General features: G+C 46.2%; 9 protein-coding genes. 3 read left to right on the forward strand and 6 right to left on the reverse strand.

Annotation, left to right across the window (positions count from 1 at the left end; all coding sequences use genetic code 11):
* Window positions 1-77 precede the first annotated feature (77 nt).
* Both JUI58_RS16950 and upp read right to left on the reverse strand, forming a co-directional pair.
* Complete coding sequence (locus JUI58_RS16950) at window positions 78-404, reverse strand: hypothetical protein (protein ID WP_204104984.1); 327 nt, start codon at window positions 402-404, stop codon at window positions 78-80.
* Window positions 405-459: 55 nt separating this feature from the next.
* Window positions 460-1,110 (reverse strand): uracil phosphoribosyltransferase, encoded by a 651-nt coding sequence (upp, locus tag JUI58_RS16955; RefSeq protein WP_204104985.1) that lies wholly within the window; start codon window positions 1,108-1,110, stop codon window positions 460-462.
* Between the two features lie 345 nt (window positions 1,111-1,455).
* On the opposite strand from upp, the gene crtH reads away from it, so the two are divergent.
* On the forward strand, window positions 1,456-2,991 hold the full coding sequence (crtH, locus tag JUI58_RS16960) for a carotenoid isomerase (protein ID WP_204104986.1): 1,536 nt from the start codon (window positions 1,456-1,458) through the stop codon (window positions 2,989-2,991).
* A 102-nt stretch (window positions 2,992-3,093) separates the two neighbouring features.
* Here crtH and secA read toward each other — a convergent pair whose 3' ends face one another.
* A complete protein-coding gene (secA, locus tag JUI58_RS16965; protein WP_204104987.1) occupies window positions 3,094-5,901 on the reverse strand; it encodes a preprotein translocase subunit SecA in 2,808 nt (935 codons plus the stop codon).
* 295 nt (window positions 5,902-6,196) lie between these two features.
* Between secA and JUI58_RS16970 the strand changes: the two genes are divergently transcribed.
* Both JUI58_RS16970 and JUI58_RS16975 read left to right on the forward strand, forming a co-directional pair.
* The gene (locus tag JUI58_RS16970; protein ID WP_204104988.1) at window positions 6,197-6,541 is read left to right on the forward strand and encodes a nuclear transport factor 2 family protein; all 345 of its coding nucleotides are present in this window, start codon (window positions 6,197-6,199) and stop codon (window positions 6,539-6,541) included.
* Between the two features lie 78 nt (window positions 6,542-6,619).
* A complete protein-coding gene (locus JUI58_RS16975; RefSeq protein ID WP_204104989.1) occupies window positions 6,620-6,820 on the forward strand; it encodes a hypothetical protein in 201 nt (66 codons plus the stop codon).
* 26 nt (window positions 6,821-6,846) lie between these two features.
* Here JUI58_RS16975 and JUI58_RS16980 read toward each other — a convergent pair whose 3' ends face one another.
* From JUI58_RS16980 to crtB, 3 genes are read right to left on the reverse strand one after another with little or no spacing between them, the layout of a single operon-like run.
* A complete protein-coding gene (locus JUI58_RS16980; protein WP_204104990.1) occupies window positions 6,847-8,100 on the reverse strand; it encodes a polysaccharide biosynthesis/export family protein in 1,254 nt (417 codons plus the stop codon).
* Window positions 8,101-8,109: 9 nt separating this feature from the next.
* Window positions 8,110-8,919 carry a cyanoexosortase B system-associated protein gene (locus JUI58_RS16985; protein WP_204104991.1) on the reverse strand — a complete coding sequence of 270 codons (810 nt, stop codon included), beginning with the start codon at window positions 8,917-8,919 and terminating at the stop codon, window positions 8,110-8,112.
* A 29-nt stretch (window positions 8,920-8,948) separates the two neighbouring features.
* Window positions 8,949-10,217, reverse strand: a complete 1,269-nt coding sequence (gene crtB, locus JUI58_RS16990; RefSeq protein ID WP_204104992.1) for a cyanoexosortase B — start codon at window positions 10,215-10,217, stop codon at window positions 8,949-8,951.
* Window positions 10,218-10,356: the final 139 nt, after the last annotated feature.

Here is a 10,356-nt window from a genome sequence, read left to right on the forward strand (position 1 = left end):
TTCGTAGGTTTCGTGACCTAAATAACGTAGCGATTTCTCGCTGAGTCTGGTCAGGTTAGGGCTTTTTCAAGCTCCCGCTAGAGTCCGGAGGACTTAGTGGTGAGTTCCTGACTCTCGCTACTGACGGGACTACTCAACTGTTGGCGCACCTCTTCAATCGCTGAATTTAACTGGGCTATCTTGGCTTCTAAACTATGACGAGCAATTTCAATACTCTCTTCAGAATTCTCAAATTTGGCGGAAGACTGAGAGGGAGATAATATCTCGTCTTCATTTGATTGTAGAGTATTCGCGTTTAACTCGCTGCGTTTGGATGCTGCAAGCGCCCCCACGATACCGCCGATCGCGCCGCCAACGATCGCGCCGAATATAAATCCACTAGCAAATCCGTCTTGTTGACTCATCTTTCGTTATCTCAATCTTTCCTGCTGAGTTTTCCCTTTCTTTCAGTTTAACGGTTTACGTGCCAAAAGCGCGATCGCCCGCATCTCCCAAGCCTGGGACAATATACCCTTTTTCGTTTAAGGCTTCGTCGATCATTGCCGTGTAAATTGTGAGCTTTGGGTGGGTTTGGTTCAATTTTTGCAAGGCTGGATGGGCAGTGACAACGCAAATAATTCTCATCAGTTCCAGGTTTGCGCCCCGTTTGGTCAGTTCTTCCAAAGCTGCTAACATCGAGCCTCCCGTCGCCAGCATGGGATCGAGAAGCAAGATGCGGGTTTCGGAGTCGAAGCGATCGGGGAGTCTATTAAGATAGCAACTGGCTTCTAAAGTTTCCTCGTTTCTCACTAAACCGAGATGATAGATTGCCGCCAGAGGCAGTAAAGTTTGCGCCCCCTCTAAAAGAGCCAGTCCCGCCCGCAAAATCGGCACGATCGCCAAGGGTTGAGAGGGATCGACAAAGGTAGCCGGAGCAACGGCTAAGGGGGTTTCTACGGTGGTTTCTTGGGTGGGCAGCCAGTGACGGCAGGCCTCGTAAGTCAACCAGCGTCCCAGTTCCACCATCGCGCTTTTGAAGAGAAACGGGGGAGTATCGCGATCGCGGGAAACTCCCAGCCAATGCTTGATTAAGGGGTGATCGGGAACATAGACGCGCAGTTGCAAGCTCATCTTTTTTAAAAATTATTGTTTAGGATTTTTTTTACAAACTCAGTCATTGTACCGCCAATGCTCCGCGATCGGAGCAATCAAAAAATAGTTGAGAATTTTTCTCAAATACTATTGACAGGTATTCTCAATAGAGTTATCTTGATTATATGGTGTTCTCCTCTAAAAAGTAGGAATAAGTGGGACGAGTCGCAGATAGCAGTCGAGTCCCCTTTTTTTTTCATTTGGGGAGTAAACTGGGGTGCATCTCAGTGGTAGGGTGGGGAGGATATATTGAGGGTATATTAAAGAGAACTGGAAAAATATTGAGAATTTCCCCTGCCCACCCTACAGATTGATATTTTTGAGATGCACCCTACCCCTATTAAATCTTCGCCAGAGAGAGAATCTGTGTCCAATTGGGATGCGATCGTTGTTGGGTCGGGAATTGGCGGTTTGGTGACAGCGACGCAACTGGCAGCAAAAGGGGCGAAAGTCTTGGTTTTAGAGCGCTACCTCATTCCGGGGGGAAGCTCGGGGTATTTTGAGCGGGAAGGGTATCGTTTTGATGTGGGAGCCTCGATGATTTTTGGTTTTGGGACGGAAGGGACGACAAACCTGTTAACTCGCGCTCTTGATGCGGTAGGGGTGAGTTTGGAGACGATTCCCGATTCCTGTCAGATTCATTATCATTTACCCAATGGATTAGATTTGAAAGTCCATCGCAGTTATGAGAAATATTTGCAAGAACTGGGGAAGTGCTTTCCTCAAGAAAAAGAAGGAATTCGCAAGTTTTATGATGAGTGCTGGCAGGTGTTTAACTGTTTGAATGTGATGGAATTATTGTCCTTAGAAGAGTTAGGCTATTTAATGCGAGTCTTTTTTCAACATCCCCTCGCCTGTCTCGGTTTAGTGAAATATTTGCCGCAAAATGCTGGAGATATTGCCCGTCGCTATATTAAAGACCCAATTTTACTCAAGTTTATTGATATGGAGTGTTACTGTTGGTCGGTGGTCCCCGCAGATAAAACGCCGATGATTAATGCTGGGATGGTGTTTAGCGATCGCCATTATGGGGGAATTAACTATCCCAAGGGAGGAGTGGGTCAAATTGCCTTGAAGTTGGTGGAAGGATTGGAAAAAGCAGGAGGACAGATTCAATATAAAGCACGGGTGACAAAAATAATCATGGAAAAGGGACAGGCGATCGGGGTTAAATTGGCAAATGGGACAGAATATCGAGGTAAACGCATTATTTCTAATGCTACGCGCTGGGATACCTTTGAGAAGTTATTACCCCCCGAAATGATACCCAAGAAAGAGAAAAATTGGCAGCAGCGCTATCAAAAATCTCCCAGTTTCTTAAGTTTGCATTTGGGAGTGAAAGCAGAAGTTTTACCCGAGGGGACGGAATGCCATCACATTTTACTAGAAGATTGGCAGCACATGGAAGACCCAGAAGGAACAATTTTTGTTTCTATTCCTACCTTACTCGATCGCGATCTTGCTCCAGAAGGATACCATATTATTCATGCGTTTACCCCCAGTTGGATTGATGATTGGAAAGGACTTCCTCCGCAAGAGTATGAAGAGAAGAAAGAGGAAGCATCTTATCGTTTAATCGAGCGTTTGGAGGTAATTTTCCCCGGTTTAATTGCCGGTTTGGACTATCAGGAAGTCGGGACTGCACGCACCCATCGGCGCTTTTTAGGGCGAGAAGATGGGACCTATGGACCCATTCCTCGACGCAAGTTAATGGGGTTATTGGGAATGCCTTTTAATCGCACTTCTATTCCAGGTTTATATTGCGTGGGAGACAGTACATTTCCAGGACAAGGATTAAATGCGGTGGCATTTTCGGGATTTGCTTGCGCTCATCGGGTCGCAACGGATTTAAGATTATAATAAGTTCAAATAACGATGTTTTCCTATCCCTTCTGTAGAGACGTAGCATACTACGTCCCTAGGTTTTTCGGGCGATCGCCTCACCTGATCAAAAACAATCAATTAAGCAGATTGTTGCGTTTGCGGTTGGAATTGGAAGAGAGAATAAACCACATTGCGACGGATATCGACCATCGTTTCTAAGAACATCTCATATCCTTCCTGTTTATACTCAATTAACGGATCTTTTTGACCGTAACCCCGCAACCCGATCGCCTCGCGCAACGCATCCATTGACTGCAAATGTTCTCGCCAAAGGGTATCAATTTGCTGCAAAATAAAGAAACGTTCTGCTTGTCGCATTAACCCAGGTTGAATCTGTTCGATTTGATTTTCCTTGAGATCGTAGGCTTTGCGGACTTCCTCATGGAGAAAAGTTTTAATTTCTCCCACAGTCATATCTTCCAAGTGTTTCGGCAGCAGATCCTTAAGTAAATAGATAAACTCCTTCACTTTTTCCGTCAACTCATCTAACTTCCATTCTTCCGGCGGCAGTTCTGGGTTCACATAAGCCTCGACAATATCATCCATTGTCTTCTCAGCATAACCAATCACCTGTTCTTTGAGGTCTAACCCCTCCAACACCCGACGGCGTTCGGCGTAAATCGCCCGACGTTGGTTATTCATAACCTCATCATACTCAAACACCTGCTTCCTGGTGTCATAGTAGAAGGTTTCTACCTTCTTCTGCGCCCCTTCCAAAGAACGGGTCAGCATTCCCGACTCGATGGGCATATCTTCCTCCACCCGGAAAGCATTCATCAACCCCGCCACGCGATCGCCGCCAAAGATTCGCAGCAAGTTATCCTCTAAACTCAAGAAAAACTTCGTCGATCCAGGGTCCCCTTGTCGTCCGGCGCGTCCCCGCAACTGGTTATCAATACGGCGGGACTCGTGGCGTTCTGTACCAATCACGTGCAACCCACCCAACTCAACTACTTTATCGTGTTCCCTGCTGGTAAAGGCTTCATATTCCTCGCGAATGAGATTATAAACTTCCCGCAACTTCTGCAACACCGGATCGTTAATAGGAGCATTTTCCGAGGCGATCGCCAATTTATCTTCCGCTTCCAACTCCTGTAAACTCTGTTCACCGTAGGTTTCGACGGCAAAATTCACCGCTTCTTTTAACTTCTGTAAAGTGCCTGGAGATAAATCCGTCGGGAAGATTTCCGGGGAAGCCTTCCAGGTCTTTTTCTTCTTCTCACCCTCTCCAAACCCTTGCGGCGACTTCTTCGCCGGTTTAAGCACCCCTGGCAACGCCGCCACCAATTCTTTCTCATCGGGAATGACAATACGAGGCATTAAAAACTCCCGAACCTTCAACCGCGCCATAAATTCAGCATTTCCCCCCAAAATAATATCCGTACCGCGACCTGCCATATTCGTCGCAATGGTTACGGTACTGAGGCGACCCGCTTGGGCGACAATTTCCGACTCCCGTTCCACATTTTCCGGACGGGCGTTAAGAATATTATGGGGGATGTTCAACTCCGTGAGATTTCGAGACAAGAACTCCGATTTTTCAACGCTAGTGGTTCCCACCAATACCGGACGACCCAATTCGTGCATTTCCGCGCATTCCTTCGCCACCGCCAGCCATTTTGCAGGTTCAGTTTTATAAACGACATCGGATAAATCCTGCCGCCTAGAGGGTAAATTAGTGGGAACAATAGTAACTTGTAGTTCGTAGATTTTCTCAAATTCCGCTTCTTCTGTTTTAGCCGTTCCCGTCATCCCCGCTAACTTGGGATAAAGCAGGAAGAAATTTTGATAGGTAATCGTCGCTAAAGTTTGAGTTTCATTTTGAATTTTTACTCCTTCCTTGGCTTCGATCGCCTGATGCAAACCATCACTCCAGCGCCGTCCCGATAGTACCCGTCCGGTAAACTCATCAACAATTACCACTTCTCCATCACGAACAATGTAATTCACATCATCAGTAAAAAGTTCTTTGGCTTTAATAGCATTAAAAATATAATGCGCCCAAGGATCATTAGGATCGTAGAGATCGCTGACCCCCAAAAGTTCTTCTGCTTTAGCAAATCCTTCATCCGTCATCAAAACATTGCGTGCTTTTTCATCTACTTCATATTCCCCCTCTCCTTCTTCATTTTGGGGACCCAGTTGCATGGCAATTTCGGCGGCTTTCATGTATTTTTCTGTCGGACGTTCGATTTGTCCAGAGATAATCAAAGGGGTTCTGGCTTCATCCACTAAAACCGAGTCTACTTCATCAATCACGCAATAATTAAACGGCCGTTGTACCACATCATCCATTGAAGTGGCCATGTTATCCCGTAAATAGTCAAAACCCAATTCACTGTTGGTCGCATAAGTGATATCGCAACCATAATTCTGTTTCCGTTCGCTGGGGTTCATTCCCGCTTGAATCAGTCCTACACTCAAACCGAGAAAACGATGCACTTGTCCCATCCATTCTGCATCTCGTCGCGCTAAATAGTCGTTGACCGTGACGGCGTGAACGCCATGACCGGAAAGGGCGTTAAGATAGGCTGGAAGAGTTGCGACCAGGGTTTTTCCTTCCCCAGTTTTCATTTCCGCGATCTGTCCTTCGTGGAGAATAACCCCCCCGAGGAGTTGCACGTCAAAATGGCGCATTCCCAAAACTCGCCAGGCGGCTTCTCGGACGACCGCAAAGGCTTCTGGTAAAATTTCGTCGAGAATATCCCCTCGTTCGCGATCGCTTTTGGCTTTGGCGAGTTGTTCTTTAAATTCTCCGGTTTTGCCTCGGAGTTGTTCATCGGAGAGTGCTTTAATATCATCTTCCAACAAGTTAATATCAACCACCAGAGGTTGATATTTCTTCAGTTTGCGGGCGTTGGGGTCTCCGAGCAGTTTCTTGAACATGATAGCTTTTTAAGGGATTCTGAGCGATGTCGCGATCGCCAACAGTGGTTTATCCACAATGGTATCATTTTGACTGAACGATCCTCGATTCGGAAAACCGAAAGTTATATCAAATCCGGTTAATGGGTATAACAAGCGGGCAAGATGCCCGCACTACTGTAATAATTGAATATTATCAATGGGTATAACAAGCGGGCAAGATGCCCGCACTACTGTAATAATTGAATATTATCGTAGTGGGAGCGTCTCGCTCCCTAGATTTTTAATGATAATATTCATGCGGATTTGATGTTATATGAATCCAGAACCTAGAGACGCGATCGCCGCAGCCGCAGAAGCGTGCAGGGAGAAAGATGCCGCCAGATTTGCCTCGCTTTTTGTCCTTGACGGGGAACTTGTGTTAGCTGGAGGGCAGAAAATAAAGGGACAAGAAGCTATCTATCAGGCCACTGCCGATTATTTTGCCACTTGTGAGGAGATTCGCATTGAGATCAAAGCTCTTCACTGGGATGGCGATCGCGCGGTTATTGAATGGTTGTGGGACAGTGGCGATCGCATCACCAGAAAAGTCAAACAGAGAGAAAATACGATCGTCTTACAGTTTCAAGGAAATGCGATCGCCTCTTGGCAAGAATCCTAACGGCGATCGAGATTAATTTAGCTCTTTTTTGCCTCTTTTTTGCTACAATTGCCCCGAAGCAGTTCGGAGACAATGACAATGGAAACAACAATTGATTGCGGGAAAGAATGCGTGAATGGCTGTGTTTTAGGCGATCGATGTCCCAACCTTCAATATGCAGAACAAGCGAATAAATTCATGCAGGAAACTTCTTTAGACCAAATGCACGAAATTGCCGAAACTGCCCGCAGGAAAAAACTCAGCAAACCCACTCAATGGATTATTCCCGATGACTTCTAGATACTGCTTCCCCTCAATTAATTCTCCTATTGATTGACTGAGGGGTTGAACAAATCTGTGGCACTAGTGCTTAATTGATCGAAAAAGAGCAAGAAACCCAAGATATCCCGAAAAGGTTGCGTAAACTGATTTAAACCATAAGTCAACTTAGCCAGCAAATTGCGGTTGATCACAATCACATCGTGATTTTTGAGGGGAATATCTTGACTTAAATCCCCTAAAAAAGCTGCTTTTCCGTCTAAAATCTGCGTCACGGCTTGACCTTGTTCGGGATCGAAACGAACTAAGCCAATTTTACGCAGATTGGAGGTATCTGAAGCCGGATTGAGTTCCGCGATCGCATCCACAAAAGTAGACCCTCCTGGTAGTTGGATTTGACCAAGACCCCGACCTGGATAATTGAGAACCCGGACGACGATAAAGGGTTGAGCAATATTAGAACGGGATGCCAATAGACTATCGTAGTCTTTCTCTTCTCCTAATTCTAGTTCGGGGACAATGACAGCATCCCCTCCCTGCAAAAATAGTTCCGGTTGCGGTTGTCCTTGAATTAAAGGGGTCAAAAAATCTACTTTCCGTTCTAGGATTGTGCCATCAACTAAAGTGCGACGCACAATAATCTCTCTTAAATCCGCGCCCTCAAGACTACCTTGAGCAGATAAAATAGCATCAACGGGATCAGAACCAAAAGGCAGAACATAATATCCAGGCTTACTAACAGCACCTAAGACCGTCACCACAGTCTCGCGAGGACTTTCTAAATTGACAAAAACTTCTGGAGCTTCTTTAAGTAGACGAGCGCCCAATTCTAAACTAATTTTAGTCTTGGCTTCTTCTACCGTTAACCCATTCACTTCAACTGCACCTAAAAGCGGAATATTAACATTACCTTGGGGGTCGATGCGCGTAGCAATTTCAAATTCTGGAAAGCGCGGAACCGAAATCAAGATCGCATCGTTAATCCCCAACAGATAAGTATTGAATTGATTAGAAGGAGGATCATCAAAAGGGGAAGGAATATAGCCCCGAGGGGGTATGGAGTTATCGGGAGGGAAAGTTTCAGGGGGAGGGGCGATCGCGTCTTCGGGAAAGAGAGGTTGTTCTCTCGTTTCCTCGGTAGCACTGTCGGGATTTTCTGTATTGGAGGGGAAAGATTGACCCCAACTCTCTGTTATTAAAAATCCCGCCAGACTAGATAAGGCGATCGCCAGACTGCAAAACAGAGAAAGTGAAGAAATCGGCCCAGATTGGCGGGGAAAGACTTTTTTGGTGTCGCTCATGCGTTTTGTTTAATTTTGGTTCGAGAAAACATTCTGCATCAAGCTGACTTGTACGATTTTAGCTAATGCTTCTGCATCGGACTGGACACTATCTAACGTACTTTTAGGATCGACGGGAATTCTCAGAGCAACAGCGATCCAAGGAACACGCTTTTGTTTGAGTTGCGCTCGTTGGTCGAGCCAAAACCAATATGAGTGGGAATAATCCCCCCCCTGCTCCCAGGCGTACCATTCAATCACCGCAACGGTTTGAGGAATACCAAAGGGAGAGCGGCGACTTTCCCTTGCTAGGGACAAATTGGCGCGAACTTTGGCTTTCATCTCCCCTGCTGCAACGGAAAAGTTGAGAGGACGTTGGGAATCTACCTTCCATTTAAAAAAGCCATCTAGATCAACCCATTCCACACCCGGTTGCAGTTTTGGATCGGTTTGCGGAAACAAAAAGAGGGTGACATCTCGGCGATCGCTTTGGCCGAGAATTTGCCCGCTCCAGTCGTGACCGCCAATTTTCAGTTTTCCATTCTCGAGGGTTTCCCAGCCGGGAACCTCGATGCCGCGATCGCGAATCTTGCGAATTTGACCGAGATTCTTCACCGGAAAAGGTTCTTGCCAGGGGGCTTTTACCTCCCAGACCGGGAGTTTAAGCCCAGCAATAGAAAAACTAGACCAACTCCCTTGTAAATAAGCAGGAAGGGCGGCGATGGCCAAAATGATAATCAAAATAACGACGATCCCTAATTTGGCTTTTGAGCCTCGTCCTTTCAGAGAAAATCGCGGCGATCGGGGTTGAGACTCGGATTTAAGCGGATTCATATTCATTCAATATTTAAAATTAGGGTCATCGAAAGTTACAATTTATCGGCATTTTCCGATTGCCGATCCACCTCATCTTTTGCTTGTATTTCTGGGGCTGAAGGTGTTGTCGGTTCTAACTCGGAGATGCTTTCTGGGGCTGAAGGTGTTGTTGGTTCTAACTCGGAGATACTTTCTGGGGCTGAAGGTGTTGTCGGTTCTGACTCGGAGATGCTTTCTGGGGCTGAAGGTGTTGTTGGTTCTGACTCGGAGATGCTTTCTGGGGCTGAAGGTGTTGTTGGTTCTAACTCAGAGATGCTTTCTGTTTCTTCAGTAGCCTTCTGCGTTGACTGAGACTTAGAGGTTTGACGAGAACCTCCCGTTACCAAAGCGAATAAATCTTGGGGTAGAGCGAGAATTGCACCATAGTCGAGAATGCCGCTAATTCTATCTTTTTTGTAGTAGGTGTCAAAGCGTTCGATAATATCGAGCCAAACTACCACCAAAACTAACATTGTCAATGAGATTAAGTCCCCACCCAGCCCCGCATGAGTCCAGTCAAATAAACCAGGAAAGCCCATGCCATGTAAATAAGTCAGGATCGTATTGCGGAAAATATTAACGCTGATACTAATAAAGATCGCGCCAATGGCGAAAAAGACAATTTTCTTGCGCGATCGCCAGAGTCCTGTCCAATGGAGTAACATCGCCCCAACATAGAGACTGGTAAACAACATTTTCAAACCCGCACAATAGGGCGCGACTTCAATCAATTTGTCTTGAACCGTGATGTAAATTCCTTCTACGGCAATATCGGGGACGTTAATGGCATGAAGAATAAATCCTGCGGTTCCAGCAATAAAGGCTTGCAGGGGTAAAGTGAAGGGGGTGATCAGATAGGGAATGCTGTTGGGAGTGGCAAAGAAAACCAGACCGAGGGAAAAACCATTCAGGTTTAGCCCTGGAACCCCTTTCAGCCAGAGGCAGATCCCCGCCAAGACGATGGGTAGCGATAGGTTAACCAGTTCCGTTGTCCCAGAAATATAAAAAATGGCTCCGATAACCAGTAATGCGATACCGACGGGATGGGAACGATCGCTTAAACGCTGCCATCGTTTGCGGTTTGACCAAGCGATCGCCGCCGCATAAGGCATTCCGATTAAACCATGACTGAAATATTCGTGTTCGACGCTAATACTTTTGTTCACCCAGCCGTCAACCCAGTGAAACAGGAGAGGCAGGTAAAGTAGGAGCAGTAAAATGGCGATCGCCAGATTTAGCCAATGGCGATCGAGAATTGCGGGCAGTTTTTGTTGGCTTTGCATGGTTGCTATCCATCCTTTAAAGGGAGTCTATCCCTTTATAGTTTATTGAACGCTCCCCAACCAAATCAAAGATTATGGTTGGGGATTCTTTCAGCTACGAGAGACCTCGTAGCGTTCCCAGAACAACTGGCGTTCTCAG

This window comes from Spirulina sp. CCY15215 (assembly GCF_016888125.1).
Classification (GTDB): Bacteria; Cyanobacteriota; Cyanobacteriia; order Cyanobacteriales; family Spirulinaceae; genus CCY15215.